This is a genomic window from Caballeronia cordobensis, from assembly GCF_001544575.2.
GTDB lineage: Bacteria > Pseudomonadota > Gammaproteobacteria > Burkholderiales > Burkholderiaceae > Caballeronia > Caballeronia cordobensis.
This window is the reverse complement of sequence record NZ_FCNY02000017.1, coordinates 1-24,909: the sequence shown is the minus strand read 5'-3', so window position 1 is coordinate 24,909 and position 24,909 is coordinate 1. Positions and strand designations below refer to the sequence as shown.

At 60.8% G+C, this 24,909-nt stretch carries 20 protein-coding genes and 2 pseudogenes; 8 read left to right on the top strand and 14 right to left on the bottom strand.

Annotated features, from left to right (window positions below):
• The first annotated feature begins 362 nt into the window (after positions 1 to 362).
• The 7 genes and pseudogenes from AWB70_RS27580 (at position 363) to AWB70_RS39400 (ending at position 9,846) form a co-directional block, all read left to right on the top strand.
• Entirely contained in the window at positions 363 to 3,029 is a 2,667-nt protein-coding gene (locus tag AWB70_RS27580) for a type VI secretion system Vgr family protein (RefSeq protein WP_053570822.1), read from the top strand.
• Entirely contained in the window at positions 3,026 to 5,035 is a 2,010-nt protein-coding gene (locus AWB70_RS27575; RefSeq protein ID WP_053570821.1) for a Tle5 family T6SS lipase effector, read from the top strand. The genes AWB70_RS27580 and AWB70_RS27575 overlap by 4 nt, the downstream gene beginning before the upstream one ends.
• Before the next feature lie 2 nt (positions 5,036 to 5,037).
• Positions 5,038 to 6,315: an SEL1-like repeat protein gene (locus tag AWB70_RS27570; protein ID WP_053570820.1), complete on the top strand. Its 1,278-nt coding sequence runs from the start codon at positions 5,038 to 5,040 to the stop codon at positions 6,313 to 6,315.
• Between the two features lie 84 nt (positions 6,316 to 6,399).
• A pseudogene (locus AWB70_RS27565) lies at positions 6,400 to 6,652 on the top strand (PAAR domain-containing protein).
• 135 nt (positions 6,653 to 6,787) lie between these two features.
• On the top strand, positions 6,788 to 7,687 hold the full coding sequence (locus tag AWB70_RS27560; protein WP_235024366.1) for a phospholipase D-like domain-containing protein: 900 nt from the start codon (positions 6,788 to 6,790) through the stop codon (positions 7,685 to 7,687).
• Entirely contained in the window at positions 7,687 to 8,985 is a 1,299-nt protein-coding gene (locus AWB70_RS27555; RefSeq protein ID WP_053570819.1) for an SEL1-like repeat protein, read from the top strand. The genes AWB70_RS27560 and AWB70_RS27555 overlap by 1 nt, the downstream gene beginning before the upstream one ends.
• Before the next feature lie 181 nt (positions 8,986 to 9,166).
• Positions 9,167 to 9,846, top strand: a pseudogene (locus AWB70_RS39400) (DUF6396 domain-containing protein).
• A 208-nt stretch (positions 9,847 to 10,054) separates the two neighbouring features.
• On the opposite strand, the gene AWB70_RS27545 reads toward AWB70_RS39400, so the two are convergent.
• The 14 genes from AWB70_RS27545 to AWB70_RS27480 are packed head-to-tail and all read right to left on the bottom strand — an operon-like array spanning position 10,055 to position 23,194.
• Complete coding sequence (locus AWB70_RS27545) at positions 10,055 to 11,482, bottom strand: MFS transporter (protein ID WP_045456132.1); 1,428 nt, start codon at positions 11,480 to 11,482, stop codon at positions 10,055 to 10,057.
• Between the two features lie 20 nt (positions 11,483 to 11,502).
• Entirely contained in the window at positions 11,503 to 12,720 is a 1,218-nt protein-coding gene (locus AWB70_RS27540) for an NAD(P)/FAD-dependent oxidoreductase (RefSeq protein ID WP_053570817.1), read from the bottom strand.
• On the bottom strand, positions 12,713 to 13,678 hold the full coding sequence (locus AWB70_RS27535; RefSeq protein ID WP_014193915.1) for a VOC family protein: 966 nt from the start codon (positions 13,676 to 13,678) through the stop codon (positions 12,713 to 12,715). The genes AWB70_RS27540 and AWB70_RS27535 overlap by 8 nt, the downstream gene beginning before the upstream one ends.
• A gap of 10 nt (positions 13,679 to 13,688) precedes the next feature.
• Positions 13,689 to 15,179 carry an aldehyde dehydrogenase gene (locus AWB70_RS27530; RefSeq protein WP_053570816.1) on the bottom strand — a complete coding sequence of 497 codons (1,491 nt, stop codon included), beginning with the start codon at positions 15,177 to 15,179 and terminating at the stop codon, positions 13,689 to 13,691.
• Positions 15,180 to 15,194: 15 nt separating this feature from the next.
• Positions 15,195 to 16,019, bottom strand: a complete 825-nt coding sequence (locus AWB70_RS27525; RefSeq protein WP_053570815.1) for an aspartate dehydrogenase — start codon at positions 16,017 to 16,019, stop codon at positions 15,195 to 15,197.
• Positions 16,012 to 17,679, bottom strand: a complete 1,668-nt coding sequence (locus AWB70_RS27520; RefSeq protein WP_053570814.1) for a thiamine pyrophosphate-binding protein — start codon at positions 17,677 to 17,679, stop codon at positions 16,012 to 16,014. The genes AWB70_RS27525 and AWB70_RS27520 overlap by 8 nt, the downstream gene beginning before the upstream one ends.
• On the bottom strand, positions 17,672 to 18,472 hold the full coding sequence (locus AWB70_RS27515) for an SDR family oxidoreductase (protein WP_053570813.1): 801 nt from the start codon (positions 18,470 to 18,472) through the stop codon (positions 17,672 to 17,674). The genes AWB70_RS27520 and AWB70_RS27515 overlap by 8 nt, the downstream gene beginning before the upstream one ends.
• Positions 18,469 to 19,329 (bottom strand): IclR family transcriptional regulator, encoded by an 861-nt coding sequence (locus AWB70_RS27510; protein ID WP_014193920.1) that lies wholly within the window; start codon positions 19,327 to 19,329, stop codon positions 18,469 to 18,471. Before AWB70_RS27510 ends, AWB70_RS27515 begins: the two co-directional genes overlap by 4 nt.
• Positions 19,326 to 20,186 (bottom strand): alpha/beta fold hydrolase, encoded by an 861-nt coding sequence (locus tag AWB70_RS27505; protein WP_053570812.1) that lies wholly within the window; start codon positions 20,184 to 20,186, stop codon positions 19,326 to 19,328. Before AWB70_RS27505 ends, AWB70_RS27510 begins: the two co-directional genes overlap by 4 nt.
• 8 nt (positions 20,187 to 20,194) lie before the next feature.
• Positions 20,195 to 20,722, bottom strand: coding sequence for a cupin domain-containing protein (locus tag AWB70_RS27500; protein WP_014193922.1), 528 nt, complete (start codon positions 20,720 to 20,722; stop codon positions 20,195 to 20,197).
• Positions 20,723 to 20,751: 29 nt separating this feature from the next.
• A complete protein-coding gene (locus AWB70_RS27495; protein WP_053570811.1) occupies positions 20,752 to 21,495 on the bottom strand; it encodes an SDR family oxidoreductase in 744 nt (247 codons plus the stop codon).
• Positions 21,488 to 22,549 (bottom strand): Rieske 2Fe-2S domain-containing protein, encoded by a 1,062-nt coding sequence (locus AWB70_RS27490; RefSeq protein WP_053570810.1) that lies wholly within the window; start codon positions 22,547 to 22,549, stop codon positions 21,488 to 21,490. Before AWB70_RS27490 ends, AWB70_RS27495 begins: the two co-directional genes overlap by 8 nt.
• Before the next feature lie 17 nt (positions 22,550 to 22,566).
• Positions 22,567 to 22,875, bottom strand: a complete 309-nt coding sequence (locus tag AWB70_RS27485) for a recombinase-like helix-turn-helix domain-containing protein (RefSeq protein WP_014193925.1) — start codon at positions 22,873 to 22,875, stop codon at positions 22,567 to 22,569.
• 1 nt (position 22,876) lies between these two features.
• Entirely contained in the window at positions 22,877 to 23,194 is a 318-nt protein-coding gene (locus tag AWB70_RS27480; protein ID WP_008345991.1) for a non-heme iron oxygenase ferredoxin subunit, read from the bottom strand.
• Positions 23,195 to 23,621: 427 nt separating this feature from the next.
• Here AWB70_RS27480 and AWB70_RS27475 point away from each other — a divergent pair, with 427 nt between their 5' ends.
• Positions 23,622 to 24,695, top strand: a complete 1,074-nt coding sequence (locus AWB70_RS27475; RefSeq protein WP_053570809.1) for a porin — start codon at positions 23,622 to 23,624, stop codon at positions 24,693 to 24,695.
• Positions 24,696 to 24,909 lie beyond the last annotated feature (214 nt).

Here is a 24,909-nt window from a genome sequence, read left to right as displayed (position 1 = left end):
GCCGGGACGGCTAGAAAGGGCGTCCCGGCGTACGTAGTGCGCGAACAAGGCGTTCTCGATGGCGCTCGCGTTCGGCCTGTAGAGTCAATCCGCGCGAACGTTTCAGGGCGGTGTCACAGCGTGCCCGGGCCTCATCAACGAACGGGGAGCAATCCTCAGGTGCCGGAATTAACGGTGAATATCGGTGAATTGATCAGGATACCGATCGTTCTAAGGCCCACGGCACGTCCGTATAGGTAATAATGCCGTGTTGCTTCCCGATTCGTTGATCTCGATCGATCGAGGAACCAGTTCGGAGTTTCGTGGGCGTGCGCTGGCGTGGGGGCCGGGCCGACGACACAACCCCCAGGGAGAATCAACCGATGTCGATGGTGGTACCGTCTCAAGCCTATACATTACTGCTCAAGCCACAACCCGCACCGCTGGTCGTGTTGAATTGGTCAGGTAAAGCGGCTATCAGCCAGTTGTACGAGTACAAGATCGAGTTTACGAGTGCTGCCGACATTTCGATGGATGAAGTCGTGGGACGGCCCGCGACATTCAGCGTCGAGCCCGTGGACCCTTCAGCAGGCCATTTGCAGCAAATGTTCGGCGAGCGCTGGAAAGACTTCAGCAAGATGCCCAAACGCTATGACACGCATGGGATCATCCAGCAATTCGAGGTACTCGGAACATCGGCCGATGAAACGCGGTATCGCGTCACGCTGGCTCCGAAAATAGCTGATTTGTCAAGAGTTCGAAAAAGCAGGCTATTCCAAAAGCAAAGCGTTGTCGAGATCATTACCGACACCCTGCGTCACTACGGCTATCGGCTAGGCGTGGACTTTGATTTCCTCAAGCTGCGCGGCAAGTACAAACGTCACGAATATATCACTCAGTACCACGAATCGACCTTCGGATTCTTACAAAGACTTTGTGCTGAAGAGGGGTTGTGGTTCCGGTTCGAGCAAAAGCACGATCGAACGATCATCGTCTTTGGCGATGATCTGGATGCCTACGCCAGAAAGCAGCGGATCATTCCCTATCGCAGCCACTCGGGCCTCGAAAGCGCGGGTGACGAGTCGATCCGCTCGCTCAGGACGATTACGCAGCGCGCGCCCGAAGCGATCCAGTTGAATGACTACAACCATCGTCAGGCCGACGTGAACCTGCTGGTGGAGGCGAACGCCGCGCCGGCGAACAAGACCACCGACGGCGTCGATAACCACTGGGGCGAGCACTACGAAACGCTCGAAGAGGGCAAGGCGATCGCACGCCGGCGTCACGAAGAGCATCTGGCTACGCAGATTAGTTATCGGGGGCGTGGCAATCCGTTTTCGCTCGAAATCGGCGAGGTGGTTGGCCTCGACGTGAACCCGAAGGATGCGCCGCACGGTCTTTTTGTGACATCGATCCGATGCGGCGGCGGCCGGGCCGCGTCGTACTGGTGCGCGTTCCGGGCGATTCCGGCGGATCGCCGGTGGCGGACCAGCATCGAATCGGTCAAGCGTCCGAAAATTGAAGGCGTGTTGCCCGCGCGAATCGATTCGCCGGGAAAATACACCTATAGCTATGTGACCGAGAAAGGCCTGTACGTCGTCAAGATGCCGTTCGATCTGGACGAGTGGAGTCCGGGTGGGCGCAGCCGTGCGATCCGCATGATGAGGCCGTATGCGGGGGCGAACTACGGGCATCATTTCCCGCTGATCGACGGGGCCGAAGTTGCGCTGATCTTCACTGCGCAAGATCCAAATAGGCCAGTGATAGCCGGGTCACTTCATGACAGCCTGAATCCCGATCTCGTCAATAACCTTAACCATACGCGAAATATCCTTCGCACAGCGGCGCTCAATGAGATGCGCATGGAGGATAAGCGAGGGTTTGAGCATATTCACCTGACCACGCCGTTCCAGACCAGCGAACTGAATCTGGGGCACATGGTCGATGGAGATCGCAAGGAGAGGGGGCGCGGCGCGGAGCTGAGGAGCGACGAGCACATAGCGCTGAGAGGGGGTAAAGGTGTGTTCATCTCGGCCGATACGCAGAATGCGGCGGGCGGCAAACAGCTTGACATGCAACCAGCTCAAGCCCTGCTCGAACAGGCGCTGCTGCAGACGCAGTCCCTCGCGGAAGCGGCCAAGGCGGCACAGGCTATTGCAGCAGACTACGAGAATCAGAAGGCGCTGCTCGACGGCACGCTGCGCGAACTGAGGAAGGCGGCTGTGCTCGTCAGCGCTCCAGCGGGTGTGGGTGTTGCATCGGGTGACCATCTGCAATTGAGTGCGGCCAAAAACATCCTTGCCACAGCGGGCGGCAATGCCGATATCGGCGTGTTGCGACGTTTCACTGTCGCGGCGGGCGAAGCTGTGTCGATCTTCGCGCAACGGCTGGGGATGAAGCTGATCGCCCAGGGCAAAGTCGAGGTGCAGTCGCAAGGCGACGAGATGGCGCTGTCGGCGCTTAAGGACGTCACGATTTCCAGCGTGGACGGTCGACTCGTTCTCTCGGCAGCGAAGGAGGTCTGGATCGGCGCGGGAGGGTCGTATATCAAGATCAACGGCAATCGCATCGAGAATGGGACGCCGGGTGACATTCTGGAGAAGTGCGCTGTGTGGAGCAAGCCAAGCGCGGCGTCGGCGCAGATCAGCAGTACGTTGCCAAATGCGCTGCCGTCAGAGCGGCTCATCCTTAACTTGGCATCGTCACCTTCGGCGATGACATCCATTCCGCAGGATATTCCCTACAGGCTCTATGCGCAGGGCGCTTTGGTCGCACAAGGATTGACTGACCCATCTGGACGCATTCTCGTTGACCACCAGCCAAGCACACAGTCCTATCGGCTGGAGTTGGCAAACGGTGTGACCTACAACATCCCCGTAAGCGAAGAGTTTCTCGGTGACGCCGAAAACGGTCAATTGGCGAATCAAGGCTTTCATTTCTTCGAGCAAGGATCAAACGGGGATGGCCAAGATCGCGCCGTCCACCGCAAGACTTACTACGGTCTTTTGAATCCCGCCACCGACATTTCAGCTACGGAATCGCAATCATGAGTGGACGAGCAGCCATCACATCGCCGATCGCTCGATCATGTGGAAACTCTGCGACGTTGACTTTGCCGCATTGCCTGCAAGAGGCCGAATACAAACCGAAGCCAGCCACACATCGCCCTTTGGTGTGCGGAGAGGAGGCGTTTGGGGCAGTGTATGACGCGATCGACGCCGCACAACATTCGATCGACATTATATGCTGGGGCTTTCAGCCTTCGATGTATTTCAAGCGCGGAAGTATAGGGGCAGGCTCGGTGCCGATCGGGCAACTGCTCCTAGAAAAGGCAAGGCTGGGCAGGAAAATCCGTCTGCTCGTTTGGGGCGATAAACTCCATGCTGCTCAGCATCTCGAAGATATGATGCCCGGGGCCCGCATGTCGAAGGCGCCTGACAATCGAAATTCTCCTCAGCGGGAATTCGACGCCTGGTGGTACGGTCAAGTCAGCCTGGACGAGAAGAATCGACCCGAGTCAGATATGACCGGCTCGGATCTTCTGCCCGTTTCTTTGAGCAAGCTGCGTCGGATGAAAGATGAGGTCGGGAACAGCGTGCTCCGCTCGAAGCGCGATCCAGCTTTCAACAACATTGAGTTCGCGACTCGCGATTTCGAAATCTGGGATCGCGCGGAGATTGCGTGGCGTAGCTTTCACAATAGTGCCTACGCCGAGCGTAGTACCAAAGCGAAGGCGATGAATGGTGTTGCGATGGCGGGTGCACCTTCGCATCACCAGAAGATGGTCCTGATCGACTACGCGTATCCCGAACTGGCAACAGGATTCGTCATGGGGCATAACACGCTTGATGAGTATTGGGATGTCAGCGGCCATGGCCATATGCGGATGCACCCCCAGATGGGGCGTAACGGGTTTCATCCTCGCCAGGATATCTCCGCCAAGGTGACGGGGCCGATTTTGATCGATCTGAACGCGAACTTCTGTCAAGCGTGGGATAAGGCGACAGGGCAACAGTTGACCAAGGAGCGCGCCTCTGCATCGCCACCTGAGTTGAACTGTAGCCAAGATGACGTGCCAGTGATGGCGCAGATTCTTCGGACTCAGTCGCAATATGGTGCGAAGAAAGATGGGGTGAAGGATATTGAGGCGCTGTACCTTCAGGCCGTGAACAACACTAGCAATTTTATCTACATCGAGAACCAATACTTTCGCTTTCCGCCGCTAGCAAAAAAACTCACAGAGCTTGTGCAGAAATACCAGACGGATGGCCGCAAGACGCCGCTTTACCTCTTCGTTGTGACTAATTCGAGCGACGACGGGATTGGCCTCGGTACGGTCAGTACGTATCAGATGCTCGACGCATTGGGGAGAACTGATGTCCTGCCGGGAGTGACAAAGCTCGAACGTGCGGACGACTTTGAGAAGCAGTACAAAGAAGCGCTCGACGCCAAAGTGCAAACTGATCAGGCACTTGGAAGTGCAATGCACATGCAGGTCGACCCATTTTCAAGTTCGGCGCAAGGCGTAGCGAACTATCTTGCGACGGCACAACTAAATGCTGCGCAAGCGGCTCAGCGCGTGGAGGAACTTAAAGGGAAGATGGAGAGAGCGAAGACGGAAGACCCTCAGAAGCTCGATATACCCGGTCTCAAAGTGCATATCTGCACCCTTACGCCTCCTGATACGCCAAAGGGAATGGCCTGGGACGAAGTGTATATCCACACTAAACTCATGATTGTCGATGATGTCTTTGTCACGCATGGGTCGGCGAACGTCAACATGCGCAGCATGGAGGTGGATAGTGAGTTGAATATATGTCACGAGTCCATGAAGGTAACGCAACCGCTACGCGAGAAGCTTTGGCGGATTCATACAGGTGGCATGGGGGTGGGAGAGAAAGATAAGAATGGGCGGTTGAATGCGGGCAGTGCGTTTAAGAAATGGGAAGTTATTTTTGGTGAAAATAAAAGCAGGAAATATGGCACCAAGGATCGGCCGTATGCATCGTTGGTTGAGTTCTACCGAGATAAGCCAAGTCGATCATACTTAGACTAAAAATGAAAAATGTCGTACTTGTTTTTCTAGCTATCGTTAGCTTAGTGGCTTGTTCGAAGGAGAATTCCTTGCCTAATATTTCCAGCGTTACTCAGATGCGCACCAATCTGGCATTCACCTGTAGTCGCGAAGCCGATCGGTTGCCTGCACTTGACCCGGTTGCCGATAGCCTGTTCCGATACGGCCGATATTTACAGACGCGAGATGGTCCAAAAAACTTCGACGAGGTGGCGCGCTACTTCCGTGTTGCCGCGGCACATGGTCATTACATGGCGAACCATAACGTGCAGCAGTTGATCTCGCATGGACTTGCGAATTCACCAGACGCTGCTCGGGAAGCGATTGATTGGGCAACGCAATTGGTTAATCAGGAAATCCCGACGGGTTACTATGATATTGGCTATTACCTCAATTCTGGCTACGGTTTGAAGCAAAACCAAGAGATGGCGCTAAAGTACATCCGCAAGGCGGCCGATCTCGGTAACCCAGATGCTCAGTACTACATCTCGGATTTGTTGTTTCGATACGCCCGCGAGCCGGAGATATCGCACCAAATGCTGCGGTGTGCTGCCGATCAGGGGCATCAAAAAGCTGGATTTGAGGCGGCGATTAATTTAAAGAACAGGAAAAAATTTCTAGAAGCTGCTCAGATGTATCAGAAAGCGGCTGCATCCGGTAGTAGTGTTTCAGCGATGGTGCTTCATGATGCATTCTTGGCACCGCTTGCAAGCGATGAAGGCTACTTTCTCGACCTATCGAAAGATCAAGAGCGATCACGCCGCTACAGCGCCATAGAGAAGTTCCTCGACGACAACGAGCAGAGCAATCCAAAAGTTCCTGACATCGACAAGATTGTGCCGCTGCCACCGGCGAAGCTTCCTGCGTGGGACGGCACGTTCGAATGGGAGAGGGCGCGGGCACAGATTCCGCCGAAGCCATCAGACGAACTGATCGAACGCTTGGCGAAAGAAAAGCACCTCGATCCTGCCACCGGACTGCCGCTATCGGAACAGCAAAAATCCGCTGCCGCGCCGAAGGTGCCACTTGAAACGACGGTGCGTGTGCTTGAGGAATGCCCGCAGGCCGGCGTGTGGCAAGCCTGTCCGCCGTCGGGTTATGTCGCGATTCCCGCCGAACGAACTTTCCGCAAAGGCGAGAAGTTGCCGCTGATCGACGTTGAAAAGCCACGCGCCATCGCACTGTTGGACGACATGCTAGGCGCCCGACGCACGCACACAGATGGCATGTGGCGTTTGATTGCCTACAGCGAAGAAAGCTGACTCGAACCGACTGCACGATGCGCAGGTCTCCGACCTGCGCATCGTCGCGTCCGAACAGAACTCGAAACCACCAAGCACCAGACCATGCCTAACCTGATTCTCCTCGGCGACGCCACCGACCACGGTGGCCGCGTCATCACCGCATCGACCACGATGATCTACGAAGGACGGCGGCGTGGCGCGCAAGGGCGATGAAGTGAGCTGCCCGAAACATCCTGAGATCAGGCCGAACCTCATCATCGACGGCGATGAAGAGACGCTGGACGAGGGCGTGCCCGTCGCCCGCCACGGCTATCGCGCGATGTGCGGATGCCACCTCATCTCCAGTCTGCTCTGAATCGCACGATGCCTGTCGAACCAAGGTTTTCAGTTTCACGAAGGATTGGCTAGGTCAGAGGATGCGATCGACAGGGCAGTTCGCGCCCAAATTCTGCGGACGCAGTCACAGAAGGGTAAGCGCGATATCGAGAAGGTGTATCTGCAAGCGGCGAACAACGTCTCCAACTACATTTATGTCGAGAACCAATACTTCCGGTTCGTGCCGATCGCGGAGAAGATCAAGTCGGCTGTTGCGGCTCAAATCAAACAGGGACGCAGCCCAGATAATCCAATCTATCTATTCGTGATTACGAACTCGAATGATGAGGGCATTGGACCGGGAACGGTGAACACGTATCGAACACTGGAAGCGTTGGGGTGTGCCGATCAGATTCCGGGTGTTGCGACGCTGGAGCGAGAGGATGCAAGACAGGCGGATTTGAAGAAACGAGCATCGCAGGCCGACTTCGAGGCGAGTCAGCTTGAATGGGCGGTTCAACAGGCCGGGGGGCGGTTTCCGGAGTCAGTAGTGAATCCTACGCGAGAGCGAGCGAAGGCGGCTCGCGCGCAAGCGGCCGAGCTTAAGCAACAGATGAAGCAAAAGCCTGGGCCGATCATTCCAACGCCGATTCCGGGTCTCAAGATGCACATTTGCACGCTGGTCGCTCCGGATTCGCCGCCACGTGCTTGGGACTACGTGTATATCCACGCCAAACTGATGCTTGTGGACGACGTGTTCACCACACAGGGATCGGCGAACCTCAATACGCGCAGCATGGAGGGAGACAGCGAATTGAATATCTGTCACGAGAATGCAGACGTTACGAAGCCGCTGAGGAAGCGGTTGTGGAGGATGCATACGAAGGCGCGACAATTAGGATCAGCAGTGAAGCCGGAATTAAACGGGTGGCAGGATGACGCCGGGCAGGCGTTTCTCGCGTGGGGAAGAATTCTTGACATCAACCGAAAGATCGAAAGCGTAGGGCAGGATTCTCCCTTTGCATCTGTAGTCAAGTTTATGCGAATGTCGGAAGATCGCCAGGACAGTGATTGATGAAACGGCAAAGTCTTTTGAGCTTAACCGTTGCGACGGTTGTTCTGTTGGGTGCTTGCAAAAAGGAGAATCCCGTGGTGGTATCTGTGCCTGATCTTGGCGGCGTTCGAGCGAACTTAGCGTTCACATGTACGCGTGAGGCGGACCGTCTTCCGCCTTTGGATGTTGAAGCTGACAGCCTATTTGCATACGGTCGCCATCTCAGCAAGCGAGATGGCGAAAAGAATTTCAATGAGATAGCACGATACTATCGAATCGCTGCGGCTCACGCTCACTACAAAGCCAATCACAGCCTGCAATTGCTTATTTCGCAGGGACTTGCTGATTCCCCGGACGGAGTGAGCGAAGTAATTAGCTTGGCAGAACAACTTATCAAGCAAGTTGTGCCCGGCGGCTACTACGATATAGGTCACTATCTCGAACTCGGGTATGGCCTGAAACAAAATGCTGAGATGTCGCTGAGATATTTCCGAAAAGCGGCGGATCTTGGGAGTCCAGACGCTCAATACTATGTTGCCGATTTGCTGGAGCCTCACGATAAAGCTCCTCAAATTGCGAAGCAAATGTATGCGTGCGCCGCCGGCCAAGGCCATGGTAAAGCTGCCGTGTCGCTTGCCATGCTGCTACAACTCGGCGATAAGCAATACGCCGAGTCAGTTCACTTTTATCAGAAGGGAGCCGAGTTGGGGAACGGCATGTCAGCATCGATGCTTGCAATGGCATTCGACGACGCCTCGCCGAGCGACAAGGCAGCCTTTTTATCTCTTCCGAATGATCCGGAGCGTGCCCGACGCTATCGCGAAATTGAGCGTTTCATTACGTCTCGTGAGAGCCGAAATCCTAAGATTCCAGACATCGACAAGATCGTCCCCTTACCTCCGGCCAAGCTGCCACCGTGGGACGGAACATTCGAATGGCAAAAGCAGCAGGATGCAGCGGTTCCTCCCCAGAAGCCGTCGGAGAAACTGGTCGAACGTTTGGCCAAGGAAAAGCACCTCGACCCAGCCACTGGACTGCCGCTATCGGAGCAGCAAAAATCCGCTACCGCGCCGAAGGTGCCACTTGAAACGACGGTGCGCGTGCTTGAGGAATGCCCGCAGGCCGGCGTGTGGCAAGCCTGTCCGCCATCGGGATTCGTCGCGACCCCCGCCGAACGTACTTTCGGCAAGGGCGAGAAGTTGCCGCTGATCGACGTTGAAAAGCCACGCGCCATCGCACTGTTGGACGACATGCTAGGCGCCCGACGCACGCACACCGATGGCATGTGGCGTTTGACTGCCTACAGCGAAGAAAGCTGACTCGAAACGTCGCGTCCAAACAGAATCTAAACCTCCAAGCACCAGATCATGCCTAACCTGATTTGGAGCTTGCTTTCGTTTGTGTTAAGGAGGCTGATCATCTGCCGCCACTCGCTCCTGAGGCGGATAGCTTGTTCAAGTATGCGCGTTACTAGAGGCTGCACCAGAAATATCTCGCCAGATGCGAAGATGCGCGGTAAATAAAGGAAACGGCGAGGCGGGATATGATTTGGGCATTGATTTTTCAGAACGGGAAAGATTTTCTGAAGCAACTGATGCTTACCAGGAAGCGGTAAGGGCTGGCAACGCCATGTCGGCTTTCTCACTGCGCGAAGGTTTCAAAGGACCAGAGCCGACAGTGAAGTTGACGTATTTAGGACTCCAGCGTGATTCGGAGCGGGTTTCTCGCTATAAGAAATTGCCGACTTTCTCGAAGACAACGAATCGCTGAATCCAACGCTTCCCGACATCGACAAGATCGTCCCCTTGCCGCCGGCAAAACTGCCGCCGTGGGACGGCACGTTCGAATGGCAAAAGCGGCAGGACGCGGTGGTGCCGCCGCAGAAGCCGTCGGACGAACTGGTGAATCGCTTGGCGAAGGAGAAAGGACTGGACCCGGCTACCGGACTGCGCGTATCGGGACTTCCCGGAGATCCACTTCCTGACGAGAAGAGCGGGGCGCCGACACCATCCGGTTATATGGCAACGAACGCTGAACAGAGTTTTCGCAAGGAGGAAAAGCTGCCGCTGCTCGCGGTGGGGAAGCCAAGACCGTTCGCGTTGCTCGATAGCATGCTAGGCGCTCGCCGCATGCATGTAGATGGCATCTGGCGCCGCATTTCATACAGAGATGATGCGTAGGCGAGAACAATGAAACATCCGCGAGGGTTGATGCAGGGTATGCGACTTGTCGGTTCCGTTGGTCGAAGCGATCTTGCCGATTTACGGCGCGCCCCGCCGCCCGCCTCGCATGCATAAAGTCATCTTTGACTAGTTACACTCGGCGACGGCGGCAGGAGCAACCAGGCGAAATGATGAAGACGAGAAACGCTGGCGATACAAACCCGCGCTAAGCCTCCAGCGCCTCCAGCACCTTCCCCTTCGTCTCGATCCCCATGTAATGCACCGCGACCGCCGCAACCAGCGGCACCGCAGCAAGCGCATAGAACGCGATGTTCATGTTCCCGCCCATCAGCGTCTTGCCCACGAGCGCCGGTGCGAAAATCGCCGCGATCTTGAGCCACGCGCCGCCAAGCCCGCAACCGAACGCGCGGATGCTCGTCGGATAAAGCTCCGGCGTATACACATAAGCGGTGATGAAGCCGCACGCCATGAAGCCGAGCGCGAGCGCACAGAAGGTCGCGACCACGTACACCGACTGCGTGACGAACACGCCCGCGCACACCAGCGACACCGCGCACAACACGAACGACCAGTTGATGACCGGCTTGCGCCCGACCTTGTCCACGATCAGCGCGCACGTCAGCGAGCCGATCACGCCGAGCACGGACGCCGCCACCGCGAGATTCAGCGCGAGCTGCAACGGCGCGTGATAGACAGTCTTGTAGATCGTCGGCAGCCACGTCGAGAGGCCGTATTGCAGCACGCCGCACGTCATCCACAGGAGCGCGACGGCGATCGTGCGCTTCAGATACGCCGGCCCGATGAGATCGAGGCGGCGGCGCTGCGGATGACGGGCCGCCATCGATTCGAATTCAGCGAGATTGCCAAGCGGCGGCAACGGTTGCTTCACGGTCGCTTCGAACTTGGTGAGCGCTTCGCCCGCTTCGCGCATGCGTCCGCGCTCGCCGAGCCAGCGCGGCGATTCGGGCACGAGCGTCTTCAGCAGGAAGAACAGCACGAGCGGCACGCCGCCGATGAAGTACATCGCTTCCCAGCCGAAGCGCGGCACGATCCACGCGCCGAGCGCATTCGATGCGAGCAGGCCGATCGGGAACACGATCTCGTACATCAGCACGAACCGTCCGCGTCCATGTGCGCGCGTGATCTCGTTGATGTAGGTCGCGGCCACGGGCAACTCGCCGCCGAGCCCCAGCCCCTGCACGATTCGCAAGGCGACGAACACCGCGAACGAAGGCGCGAAACCGCACGCGATGCTCGTCAAGCCGATGATGCCCGAGCTCCACGCAATCGAACGCACGCGCCCGTAGCGTTCCGCGAGCGACGGAAACAGGAACGCGCCGATCAGTTGCCCGATCGATCCCGAGGCGATCAGAAAGCCGACCTGCCCGGGCGTGAGCCCCCATTTCTGGATCAAGAGCGGCAGCGTCGCCGCGATGACGATGACATCGAAGCCATCGAAGAATGTCGCCGTGCCGATCAGAATACGCGCGCGCACCTGCATCGCGTTCGCGGGCAGTCTTTCGATGCGCGCGATGATCGATCCCTTCGTGACCGCGTGAGCGGCGGTGGCCGCGTCGGCGATCGGTGTGGCGGTGCCGCCGTGGTCGACGACCGTATTGCTCATGCTCCTCATGCCTGCTCCCGTCTATGTGTTTATGCGAGCGCTTTCGCGGTGTCGGTGAGCGCCGCGATATCGACCGCGCGCCCCTGGCTCATCCACTTCTTCGCGACCTTCAGGTCGCGCGTCGCGTTGATCGCGATGACGCCGCGCAAGGCGTCGCCATCGAAAAAGAACAGCGACGCGCGGCGCGCTGCGAGATCGCCGCGCACGATGGGCGCGGCGCCCGCCGGAATGTCGCCGAGAATCTGCAGGTTCACGTCGTACTGATCCGACCAGAACCACGGAATCTCCGCATACGGCTCGCGCACGCCGAGCACCGCGCGCGCCGTTGCGATTGCCTGGTTTTGCGCGTTCGCCCACGATTCGAGGCGCACGCGGCGCTTGAGCCACGCGTTCGGATGGTTCGCGACATCGCCGCATGCGAACACATGCGCGTCGTTCGTCGCGCCGAATTCATCGACGACGATGCCGTCGTTCACGTCGATGCCCGCGCTTTCGGCGATCGCCGTATGCGGCGTCAAACCGATGCCCGCGACGGCGAAATCCGCATCGAGCGTCGTGCCGTCGGCGAGTTGCGCGCGCACGCCGTCGCCCGCGTCTTCGAGCGATACGAGCGCTGCGTTCAGACGCACATCGACACCGTTATCGCGATGCAGCTTCAGCAGAAACTCCGACACGCTCTCCGGCACCGAGCGTCCGCACAGACGCGGCGCGCCTTCGATCACCGTCACGTCGACGCCGAGCTTTCTCGCGGTCGCCGCCACTTCGAGGCCGATCCATCCGCCGCCGATCACGAGCAGCCGCTTGCTATGACTTTCGCGCAGGCGCTTGCCGATCAGAACCGCATCGTCGAGCGTGCGCAGATAGGCGAGATGCGACGTCTTCACGAGCGCGTCCGGCAGACGCCGCGCCGCGCCGCCCGTGGCGATCACGAGGCGGTCGTAGCGCACTTCGCGGCCGCTCGCGGTGCGCACGATGCGCGCCTCGCGATCGATCGACGCCGCGCATTCCGGCTGCCACGCCTCGACGTTCAACTCCGCGAAGGCATCGTCGCCGACGATGCTCACGGTGTCGATATCCGCTTCGCCCGCGAGCACCGCCTTCGACAAAGGCGGGCGTTCGTAGGGAAGATGAATCTCGTCGGCGATCATCACGAGGCGGCCGTCGAAGCCTTCCTTGCGCAGCGTCTTGACGATCCAGCCCGCCGCTTGCCCGCCGCCAATGACCACGATCGTTTGAGCATCAGCCATTTTTCCGCTCCGTCATGAACTTGCCCTCGGGCGCCTTCGCGTCTTTCTGGCGGCGCGTGTTGCCGTCGAGACCGCCATCGATGGCCCATTCGGCGAACACGGTCGGACCCGGCTCGAAATCGCGCGGCTGCCAGTCGGGCGTGAGCACGTCTTCGTCGGCGTAATACTCGATGAGGCCGCCCGCCGGATTCTTGAAGTACCAGAAGTACGCCGACGACACCGGATGACGTCCCGGCCCGAGCTGCGTGGTCCAGCCGCACCGGCTGATGTGCAGCCCGCCGCCGAACACTTCGTGGATATCGCGCACCGTGAACGCGACGTGGTTCAGGCCGCGCTTGCCATCGGGCAGTTGCAGCAGGAACAGGTCGTGATGCCCGCCGTGCGGTGCGCAGCGCATGAACGCGCCGCGTCCGGGATAACGGTCCGACGTCTCGAAGCCGAGCAGTTCGTGATAGAACTTTTCCTGCTCCGCGACGCAGTTCGTGAAGAACACGACATGACCCACTTCGACCGGCTCGGCGCGTTCGTAGACCGGGCTCGGCGTGTCGATCCGCTGCGCATTGCCCCACACGTTCGACAAGGAGCCCGTCACGCCGATGTCGCGCTTCTTCGTCACTTCGACGCGAATCGCCATGCCGTTCGGATCGATGCAGCCGATGGCGTCATCGGTTTCGACGTGGCCCGGCTGGCCCGCGAAGCGTCCGCGCAGTGCGTCCAGTTCGGCGCGCGTCGCGACGCTCCACGTCACTTCGCGCAGCGTCGGCCCGCCTTCGAACGCGGGCGGCAGCGACGGATCGCTCGCGAGCGCCAGCAGCACTTCGCAGCCGTTCAGGGTTTCGAAACGCGCGCGCGTTTCGTCGTGCGAGACTTCCTTCAGACCCCAGTCGGCGAAAAAGCGCCGGCAGGTGTCGAGATCGGTCACGCCGTAAGTGATTCGTTCGATGCCGAGAATCGTCATGGCGTCTCCTTCAGTTCGCCCACGGCAGCGGGGCGTCGTTCAAGCCCCAGTACAGGCTCTTTTGCTGCATGTATTCGCGCAGGCCCAGGCGGCCCTTTTCGCGTCCCATGCCGCTGTCCTTCCAGCCGCCGAAAGGCGTCGTAATCGAAAATTGCTTGTAGGTGTTGATCCAGACCGTGCCGGTGTTCAACGCGCGCGCCGTGTTCCAGGCGCGCTTGTAGTCGCGCGTCCAGATGCCCGCGGCGAGGCCGAAGACGCTGTCGTTCGCTTCTTCGAGCAAGGCGGCTTCGTCGTCGAAGGGCAGCGCGGCGAGCACGGGGCCGAAGATTTCTTCCTGGCACATGCGGGCGTCGTTGCTCAAACCGGCGATGATCGTCGGCAGATAGAAGAAGCCTTTTTCGCGGCCGTCGCCGGTCGGGCGCTCGCCGCCGCACAGGAGCGTGCCGCCTTCTTCGAGACCCAGCGCGACATAGCGCTCGATGCTTTCGCGATGCTGCCCCGTGATGAGCGGACCCATCTGCGTGTTCTCGCGCGTCGGATCGGCGACACGCAGCTTCCTCGCGCCATCGACGAGACGCGCCATGAATGCGTCGTACACCTTGCGCTCGACGAACAGGCGCGAACCCGCGATGCACGATTCGCCCGACGAACTGAAGATGCCGTACAGCACGCCGTTCACCGCATGATCGAGATCGGCATCCGCGTAGACGATGGTCGGCGACTTGCCGCCGAGTTCGAGCGAGACCGGCATGAACTTGTCGGCGGCAAGCCGCGCGATGCCGCGCCCGACTTCCGTGCCGCCCGTGAACGCGACTTTCTTCACGAGCGGATGACGCACGAGCGCGTCGCCGATCACCGAGCCTTTGCCCGGCAGCACGCTCACGACGCCTTTCGGCACGCCCGCTTCCTCGCAGATGCGCGCCAATGCCAGCGATGCGAGCGGCGTGACTTCCGCGGGCTTCAACACGACGGCATTGCCTGCGGCGAGCGCGGGCGCGAGCTTTTGCGCGTCGGATGCGATCGGCGAATTCCACGGCGTGATCGCCGCGATGACGCCGAGCGGCTCGTGCACGCTCATCGTCAGATAGTCGCCGCGCGAGGGCGTCAACGCTTCTTCGAGCGTTTCGAGGCACGACGCGAAGTAGCGGAACGTGTTCGCCGCGCTCGTGACCAGAGCGCGCGTTTCGCTGATCGGCTTGCCGTTGTCGCGGCGCTGAAGTTGCGCGAGCGCTTCGTGACGCGCTTCGATCAACGATGCAATGCGATGCAGGATCGCCGCGCGCTGATGCGCCTTGAGGCCGGCCCAATCCGCTTTGCGCCAGGCACGATCCGCGATCTCGACGGCTTCGCGCGCATCGTCGGCATTGGCGGTGCTGATTTCCGCGTTCACGGACTGATCGGCGGGATAGATGCTCGCGTACTGATTGCCGCGTCCAGTGCGCCATTCGCCGCCGAGAAAAATATCGCCGGACGTGACGAGCGAAGTGTCGGGATGATTCATCGTTCCAAAAACTCCTTAGATGACGCAGCGCGCGGCGCGATTCTTCAACGCACGGATCGCGCTGAACGCGGTGAGCGCCGATGTCTTGGGATTCGAGGGCAACGGCTTGCCGCACATTTCGAGCGACATCTCGCCGAACGCGCCGCGCACGACGATGCGATGCACATTGCGCTCGACAGCCGGATCGGCGATCAGGCGCACGCGCGTGCCGTCGAGGCCGAGGCCCGCGAGCGCGATCGTCGCCGCCACGTTCGCGTTCTTCGGATAGAGCCGCGCCGCATCGCGCGCGCTGCCTTCGAAAATGACCTTCTCTTCGGTGAGCGACTTCAGATCGCACAGCGTTTCGGCGGGCGTGCCGAGCCAGCCGAGCGGCGGCTTGCGGCCCGTGTATTGAACCTCGTCGAGCCCGCCTTCTTTCGCCGATGCGATCGCATCGACGCCGCCGATCGCGCCCGACAACAGCGTGAGCGTGGCCGCGCCTTCGTCGGCGGCGTTCGACAGGGCATCGAGCAAGCCCGCTTCCGACAGCGCGCCGATCGATGCCACCGCGCAATCCGTGCCCGACCTGAGCAACGGCACGACGTGATCGACGAGCGCCGCGTGCCCCGCGCATTCGAGCGCGAATTCCGGATGACTCGCGAGCGCATCGACGCGCGACACGACATCGACCCGATCGCCCAAGGCGGCGCGCACCTGATCGCGGTCGCGCTCCGGCACGATCACATGCGAGATGCGCACGTGCGGATCGTTGTCGAGCGCGCGATACACCGCGCTGCCGATCGCGCCGAAGCCGATCATCGCGACGTCGATCGCGTGATTGACGTGACGTGGATCACGCATATTCCGGCTCCTTCGGTTCTTCCTTCTTGACCGGCGGGCCAGCGAACGCGGTCGCGAACGAGCCAACCGAGAGCATGTCCACTTCGACCAGAACCGGACCGTCGATGGCGAGCCCTTCGCGCACGATGTCATCGGCCTGATCGAGCGACGTGATGCGGCGATGCGCGAGGCCGAGGCTGGCGCAGAACTGCGCGAAATCCGGCTGATGCAGATCGACGAACATGCGCCGTCCGCCATACGCGGCGTCCTGAATGTTGCGGATGACGCCGTAGCACTGATCGTTCATCAGCACGATCATCACGTTGGCTTTCTCCTGAACGGCCGTGGCGAGTTCGCCGACGTTGACCATCAGGCCGCCATCGCCGACGAGCGCGACGGTCTTCTTCGCCGCGCCGGACAACGCCGCGCCGATCGCCATCTGCATGCCCTGGCCGATGCCGCCGCCGAGCGCATGCACGCCCGCGCGCGGATTGAAGATCTTCAGGAGGCGATTGCCCCACGTGCTGTTCGAGATCGTGACGTCGCGCACCCAGTTGTAGTCGCGGCCCACCGCGCGCTGCAGCGAATCGACGAGGCGCTTGTACGGCCCGAGTCCCTTCGATACGTCCGCGACCGCGGTTTCGCGCGCGGCGGCGAGATCGCCTGCAAACGACGCGTCGATGCGGATGCGGCCTTCGAGCAGCGTCGCGAGTTCGTCGAGCACGCGCGAGGCATCGCCATGCACGAAGAGGTCGTTGCGATAGCCGCGGTTGTCGGCGAGCGCGTCGGCGTCGATGCGATAAAGCGGTTGCGGCAGCGCGAGTTTGTACTTCAGCGTTTCATTGCCGCGCAGACGCGAGCCGACGACGACGAGCGCATCGCACGTCTTATAGAACGCTTCCACGGACGGATGCACGTTGAACGCGCCGAGCGTCGCCGGATGATCTTCGGGCAGCACGCCGCGCCCTTGCACGCTCGTCACGACGCCGAAGCCGAGCTTGACCAGCCGTTCGACCGCGCCGCGCGCATGACGCGTGCCGCCGCCGAGCCACAGCAACGGGCGTTTGGCTTGCGTCAGCGCATCGGCGAGCTGCTTCACGCGCAGCGGATCGTGCGTGAGGGCACCGACGTGCGGCGCGGCGAGATCCGCGGGCCATTCGATTTCGGCGGCCTGAATGTCGATCGGAATCTCGACGCTCACCGGACCCGCGGGCGCGGTCAGCGCGACGCGCACGGCTTCGCGAATCGTCGGCAGCGCGGTATCGACGGTGCGCACGCGAAACGCCGCCTTCGAGATCGACTGCAGCATGGACAATTGATCCGGCGCTTCGTGGATATACGCGAGATCCTGATCGAGATACTCCGTTTCGATCTGTCCCGTGACGTGCAGGAGCGCGGTGCCCGCCGTCAGCGCTTCGACCATCGCGCCCGCGGCGTTGCCGGCCGCCGTGCCCGTCGATGTGAACGCGACGCCGAGTTCGCCCGAGACGCGGGCGAGGCCATCGGCCATGTTGAGCGCGCCCGCTTCGCCGCGCGCGCCGACATAGCGGATATTGCCGCGGCGGCCGATCGCATCGAGGATCGGCATGTTGTGAATCGAGATCACGCCGAACGCGGTGCGCACGCCGCATTGTTCGAGAAACGCGGCGATCAGTTCGCCGACCGTGGTTTTTTCAGACATGACGTGCAAAGCCTCCGGAAACATCGATATGACTGCCGGTCGTGTACGACGACAGCGGTGTTGCGAGATAAAAGAGCGCCTGGGCGGCTTCTTCGGGCAGCCCGAAGCGGCCAAGCGGAATGTTCTTCTTGCGCGCGAGCTCGGCGGTCCATTGCTGCCAGCTCGGTTGTTCTGCGTTTTCTTTTAGATAGTTCTGGTAACGCCGCTTCCATTGCCCCGATTCGACGATGCCGATGAGAATCGAATTCACGCGAATGTTCTGCGGCGCGAGTTCCGTCGCGAGCGACTTCACGAGGCTCAGCACGCCGGCGCGCGCGGAAGACGTCGCGACCATGTGCGGCTCGGGCTGCAGCGCGAGCAGCGAATTCACGCAGACGATCGCGGGCGCGTCTTTGAGCATCGGCAGAAAGGCGCGTGTCGGGCGAATGATGCTGAAGTACTTCAGTTCCAGCTCGTCGCGCCAGGCGTCGTCGGCGGTGTCGGCGAAGGTGGACACGCGGCCTTGTCCCGCGTTGTTCACGAGCATGTCGACGCGGCCGAAGCGTTGTTTGACGCGTGCGGCGAACGCGTTCACCTGTTCCGCGTCGAGCACATCGCAACGCGAGGCAAGCAACGGCGCTTGCGGAAACGCTTCGGCGAGCGCGGCTTGCGCGGCTTCGAGCCGTGCGCCATCGCGGCCGCAAATGGCCACCGACGCGCCCGCCTGCAGAAACAGGCGCGCCGTCGCGAAGCCGATGCCCGACGAGCCGCCGGTCACGACCGCAACGTGCCCTGAAAGATCGATTTGAATCATTGCAACCCCAGAGACTTCATGTATCGGCTCGACGTCGATGAACGCGCGGCCGGACGATAGTTGAGACGCATCGAGAGCGCATCGGCGGCTTCGCGCACCTTGTCGATGAGGCCGCTTCCGAGCAGCGCGGCATCGATCTCGGGACGCGGAATCGTCGTCGTGATGACGGCGACGATGCGCCCCGTGTCGTTGCGAACCGGCGCGGTGACGACCGAAATGCCGCGCTCGAACGACGACTGGCTCGTTGCGAAGCCGCGTTCGGCGTCTTCCTTCACGCGCTCGTATAGCTCCTCGACGGTGTCGGGCGTCGATTTCGTGAAGCGTTCGAGATGCGCTTCGGGATACAGCGCGCGCAATTCATCGAGCGAGAGATCGCCCATCAGCACATGGCCGTGCGTCGTGGCATGCGCGGGCAGGCGCGTGCCGACGTTCACCTTCACCGAGCTGAAGATCGGCGCGTGACTCTGCGCCTTCGCGACGAACACGACATCGCGGCCATCGCGAATCAGGATGTGGCTCGTGAGGCCGGTCGCATCGCGCAAGGCTTCGATGATCGGCAGGCCGAGATCGGTCAGTTCGAGCGAGCTCAGATATTCGAAGCCGAGACGCAGCACGGCCACGCCCAGACGATAGTTGCGGTCCTTGTCCGCGCGCTCCAGAAAGCCGAGCGATTCGAGCGTCTGCAGCAGGCGGAAAACGGTGGTGCGCGGAATGCCGAGGCGGCGCGACAGTTCGGGCGCGCCGAGCACCGGCTCGCGCGGCGAGAACTCCGTGAGAATCTTCAGGCCGCGTTCGAGGCCCGGCACGATGTAGGTCGGTTCGCCCTTGTCGGTGTCTTCTGCGGCGAGGGATGTCATTGCGTTGCTCCGTCTTTCATTCGACATTCGATGCTCTGGCAAAACGCGTCGATCAATGCCGTATAGGCGGCGGGCGATTCGATGTAGCCCGCGTGTCCCGCATGCGGCATGACTTGCAGACTCACGTTCGCGGCCTGCGCGATGAACGCGCAGGCTTCGGGCGGCGTGATCGCGTCTTCCGCGCCGACAGCGACCGCCGTGCGTCCATGAAAGCGCGCGAGGTCCGACGCGAGATCCGCGTTTGCGAGCAGATGCGTCGCTTGCGCGTAGCCTTCGGGCACGATGCGCGCCATGTTCCAGCGGACCCATTCGCGCGCTTCGTCATCGGCGTATTGCGACAGCATGTTCGCGCTGCGTTCGCGTGCGAGTCCTTGCGGGCCGAGTTCGTTCAGCATCTTCAGGCGCGCATCGCGTTTCGATTCGCGCACGTCTTTCGATGCCGCGCCATAACCCGCCGCGGGCGATATCAGCAACAAACCCGCGACACGTTCCGGCGCGCTTGCAGCGAACGAACCGGCGACGATCGCGCCAAGCGAGTGACCCACGAGCACGCAGCGATCGACGCCGATCGCATCGAGCCATGCGGACAACGCCTTCGCATAATCGATCGCAAGCGGCGACGCACTGGCGACGCGCGTCGATGCGCCATAACCCGGCGCATCCCACGCGAAGACGCGACGCGTTTGACCCAGCGCGTCGAGCTGCCGCACCCACGAAGCCGCGCCCGAGCCGATGCCATGCAGCAGCACGACGGGCAGGGTGCGCGGATGCGATGCACCCGCCTCGCGATAACCCGTGATGCCGTGCGCGGTCTCGATCTTCATGTCGCGGAAGCGGGCGAGCGTCTCGATGTTCATGTCGAATCTCAGCGCTTCAACTTGGCCAAAGGCGAATCCGGCGGATACGTCGGCGTGATCGGCTTCGATGCGCCGAGCATCACGCACATCAGCGCGTCTTCCTCGCCGATGTTGATCTCCGTGCGATACACGCCCGGCGGCACCGAAATGAGGTCGCGCTCGCCGAGCACGGCTTCCCAGGTCTTGCCGTCTTTCTCGCAGATCACCTTCATCTTTCCGCGCAGCACGAAGAAAATCTCTTCGACGTCGGTATGAATGTGGCTCGGCCCGATGTTGCCGGCCGGAATGACCATCGTCGAAAACGTGAAGCTGCCGGCGGGGATCGTGTTCATGTCCTTGGCGACGCCCGTGCCGCCCGTGCCGACATAACGCATCTGCGCGCGGCGGTATTTCGGGTCGTAGTCGGCCTGAAACTTGAGCGCGTCCCAGTCGTAGCGGCGCGTTTCGAGGCGCGCGACGCGCGTGTCCATCCATTGCTCGAAGCTCGCGTCGGCGGGCTGGTCCCACGATTTGCGTTCGATGTCTGCATCGGCCATTGTTTTCTCCAGGTTCCAGATACGAAAAATCAATTCATCACGAAGCCGCCGTTCACCGGCAGCAATTGGCCCGTCACGAAGCGCGCCGCGTCCGAGAGCAGGAACAGCACGGGGCCGTTCACGTCGTCGGGAACTTGCGGGCGCGTCAGGGCGCGGCCTTTGAGGTAGTACTCGTGGCGCTCGGCCGGCACGTAGGCGGTCGCTTCCACTTCGGTTAAGCCCGGCGCGATCGCGTTGACGGTCACGTTGCTCGCGCCGAATTCGCGGGCGAGCGAGCGCGTCATGGCGATCACGGCGCCCTTGCTCGCGACATACGCGAGCAGCTTGGGCGCGCCCCACATCGCCGTATCCGACGCGATGTTCACGATCGCCCCGCGCCCCGACGCCTTCAGATGCGGCAGGCACGCGGTGCTTGCGAGCCAGGTGCCGCGCACGTTGACGTTCATCACCGCGTCCCATGTCTGCGGCGTGAGCTCGTCGGCGAACTTGCCGCCGGAGTTCGTGATCGCGGCGTTGTTGATGAGGCCGTCGATGCCGCCCAACGCGTGCGCGCTTTGCTCGACGAAGCCGGCAATGCGCTGCGGATCGTTCAGATCGAGCGGGAAGAAGTGCGCATCCGGCAGATCGCGCGCAAGCGCTTCGCCTTCTTCATGGAGCACATCGCCGAACGCGACGCGCGCGCCGCTCGCAACGAGCGCCCTGACGAACGCCGCGCCGAGTCCGCGGGCGCCGCCCGTCACGATCACGCGGCGGTCCTTGAGCGCGTCAGGCATGGTTGTGCTCCGCGCGCTGCGGCAGTGCCTCGAGCGCGGCGAGATGCTGCTGCGCGCGTTGCTTGAGCATGCGGCGCACGCGCGTCATGCCGACATCGTGCTGATAGAGGAATTCGTGATTGCGCGCGTTCGGCGCGAGGCTTTCGAGCACGTAGCGGTCTTGTTCCAGCACGGCCCAATGCAGCCCTTCCAGGCGATTGCGATACAGGAAGCGCCACGCATCGCGCTGCCAGCCGGATACCTTGCGCGTGCGCCAGAAATAGACCTGACAGTTGTCGTTATCGACGGGCGTGGCGAAGCCGATGATCCCGAAGTTGCCGCCCGGGCCGAACTTCTTCTTGTACGGAATCGCGAGACGCATCCACAGGCAGCCGGTTTCGCCGAGTTCGACCCAATCGAAATTCACGTCGCGCTGATTCACCTTTTCGAACATCAGGCCGGTGTCGGTCTTGCGCACGCGCATGTCGGCCTGCTTGTCGCCTTCGGCCATCGAGTGCGAGGTCGCGTGCAAGTACGCGCCGTGCATCGGGTCCATCACGTTGTCGATTGCGTACTGGTAATTGCACTTCCAGTGCGACATGCACAGGAAGCTCGCGTATTCATCGCCGACGAGTTCTTCCGGCAGCACGAGCGGCGCGGGCTCGGCGTTGGCGTCGTCGCCGAACCAGAGGAAGATCGCGCCCGCGTGTTCTTCCACCGGATACGACTTCACGCATTTCTGGCCTTCGAGCGGGCATGCGGACACCGCGGGCACTTTCTGCACGGTGCCGCTGCCATCGATTTCGATGCCGTGATACCAGCACGCAACGCTGCCGCCGAGATTCCAGCCGAGCGACAGACGCGCGCCGCGATGCGGGCAGCGGTCTTCGAGCGCGTGCACGTTGCCTTCGTTGTCGCGCCAGAGAACGATCTGATCGCCGAGGCGCGTGAGGCCGATGGGCGCGTTCCCGACCTGCCAGCTTGGCGCGACGGGATACCAGTAATTGCGCAAGCCGCGATCGAGATAAGCCTGGACCGGATCGGCTGCGGGAGTGGTGTGCTGAGGGGACGTCATGAGAAAGAGCTCCTTCTTTATTCGGCGAGCGTGCGCAGTTCCGCGGCGAGGCGATCGGCGGTCCACGCCGTGCCTTCCGGCGTGCGGAAACCGTCCTTGTTCAGGCCCGCGACCACTTGATCCAGTTCGAGCGCGCCCGCTTCGAAGACGCGTTCGAGCGCGTCGCCGAAGTCGTTTTCGTATTGCGTCGGCTCGGCCTTGCGGTTCTGCCAGATGAAGTTCTCTGTTTCGCCCGGCTTCTCGATCACGCCCTTGCCCGCGACGTTGTTCGGCTGCGGCGCGAGCCACGGCTTGAGATGCGGATTGAAGTTCACGACTTTTTCCATGTCACGCCACCTTGATCTGGATTTCCTCGCCGGCGAGGCGCACCGAATACGTCTTCAGGTCGCGGCCGCCGGGCTCTTTCAGGCATTTGCCCGTGGGGATGTGAAACACCGCTTCGTGCAGCGGGCATTCGACGGTGTCGCCGTCGACGAAACCTTGCGTCAGCAGCGCATAGGCATGCGGGCAGACGTTTTCGAGCGCGTAGAGCGCGTCGCCCACTTTGTAGATACCGATTTCCGCGCCGTCATCCAGCTTGAATTCGATCGGTGCGTCTTCCGACAGATCGCCGGCATGCCCGGCGCAGCGCCATTGTTCAGACATCTTTCACCCTTTCCTCTGGTTCGTCTGTGTTCCACTAAAGGAACATCAGTTCGTGTATGGGCATTATAGGAGTCGTCCGAGCCGGACAAAACAAAAATCTGGCGCTCTAGGTGAAAACACTGAAACGCGGACGCCAGCCCGGATTTCGTCCGATGTTTGCACGACCATTCGACGTTGATTCTTAAGCGCTTTTCGTTCCAGATCGCCTCGTCGCACCCCTCCTCGGGGTCTACCCGAAGTGCCCTGAAATTTATTGTTTTGAAGCAGGAAAGCTCACTATACTTTCCATAGGCAGTACGTTGATCCATATATGGAACATAACTCGGGATCGGCGATAGTGCTTCCGGGCGATGCGAAAACTCATCGGCCGGAAACAGGAGAAGCGGGCGCGGTCGGGCCTCGGACCACACGGTTAGGAGAACGAAGGGTGAAGCACATCATTGCAGCGGGGCTTATTGGAGCGGGCGTCGCGACCGGCGCGGCGGCGCAAAGCACAGTGACGCTCTACGGCAGCCTCGATGCCGGCATCGCGTACATCAACAATGTCGGCGGGCATCCGAAATGGATGCAGGAGCAAGGCAACATGCAGCCGGACCGCTGGGGCTTTCGCATCGTCGAGGATCTGGGCGGCGGGCTGAAGACGGTCGCGCAACTGGAGAACGGCTTCTATACGAACACCGGCAACTTCGCGAAGGCCGGCACGCTATGGAATCGCCAGGCGTATCTCGGGCTGGAGCAACAGAACGTCGGCACGTTGACGCTCGGTCATCAGACGCCATTCAGCTTCGACATGCTCGGGCCGCTTTCGACGGCCTATCTCGCGGCAAGCTGGTATGCGTTCCATCCGGGCAACCTCGACGAACTCGCGGACACGGGCGTCGTGCCGTACGACAACTCGGTGAAATTCCGCTCGGCGAGTTTCTACGGATTTTCGCTCGGCGCGATGATGGGTCTCGGCAATACGACCAACTTTTCGACTGGGCGTAATTACGGTTTTGGCCTTTCGTATGCGAACGGTGCGTTCAAGGCGGCGGCCACGTATTCGAACGAGCACAACCGCAACCCTGCGATCGCGACGATGGGGTTCTCGACTTTTCAGGGGCAGCCTGCTGCGAGCTATGTCGCGGAGAAACAGGAAGTGATGGGCGCGGGGGCATCGTATGAGATCGGCAAGTTCGTCGCGCACGGTCTTTATACGCGCGTGAAGCTGCAATCGAATGGACAGTCGGATACTTACCAGACGTATGACGCGGGGCTGACTTTCAAGCCGGTGGCGTGGAATTGGATCGCTGGCGGTGCGGCCACGACGACTTTTGCGGGCGGGCGGTGGACGCAGTTTGAAATCGGCGATATCTATATGTTGTCGAAGTCGACGCAGCTTTATGTTAATGCGCTATATGAGCATGCTAGTGGGGGGGCGAAGGCGGCGTTCTTCACTGCGGGGGTTTCGAGTACCGCGAATCAGGTTATTGTGTTGGCGGGGATTCATCATTCGTTTTGATTTTTTTCGTTTCGTGGAATCCCGTGGGGGAGTGCTTCTTTGCTATGGGTTCCCTTGCGTTTGTTTCGTGGAGTCCTGAATTCGCGTTGGTCTATTAGCACTGCCCCTCCCCGGGGCGGGGGTAACTTTCTTTGCTGCTGCAAAGAAAGTCACCAAAGAAAGCAGCTTTGTCACCGCCCGCGGTCACACGCAGTTTGGCCATTTTTCTCCTCCG